At 28.1% G+C, this 463-nt stretch carries 1 pseudogene; it reads left to right on the forward strand.

Features of this window, described 5'->3' with window-relative positions:
• Positions 1 to 463: pseudogene (locus RH95_RS09150) on the forward strand (recombinase family protein); the annotation flags it as partial.

The raw sequence follows: 463 nt of genomic DNA on the forward strand, positions 1-463 counted from the left end.
TATGCCATGCAGATTCAACAGTAATAGATGACTTTTTAAAAATTGTAGAAGAAGAAATAAATGATAATACTTTAGTCAAAGATTTGAAGAAGATAGAAAACCAATTAAATAGAGTCATTAGTCAAGAAAGAAAGTTAGTCGATCTTCATTTAGAAGATAGTATAGACGAAGAAGTTTATGCTAAAAAGTATAAAAAACTTACAAAGCAAAAAGAAGAATTAATTGATGAAAAGAAAACACTGGAACTAACGATAAAAGATGAAAACTCTATTAAAGAAAGATTAAAGCAATTTAAAAAGGTGTTAGAGAATAGAGAAATTATAGAGGAATTTAACAGAACAGTATTTGAAAGCATAGTTGATAAAGTCGTGGTGGGCAGAATTGACAAAGACGGAACAGTTCATCCATATGACCTGAAATTCTATTTCAAAACAGGAGTTAAAGATAGTCAAGATTCAAATAA

Origin of the sequence: Peptoniphilus rhinitidis 1-13 (assembly GCF_000246925.1) — a bacterium.
Classification (GTDB): Bacteria; Bacillota; Clostridia; order Tissierellales; family Peptoniphilaceae; genus Peptoniphilus_A; species Peptoniphilus_A lacydonensis.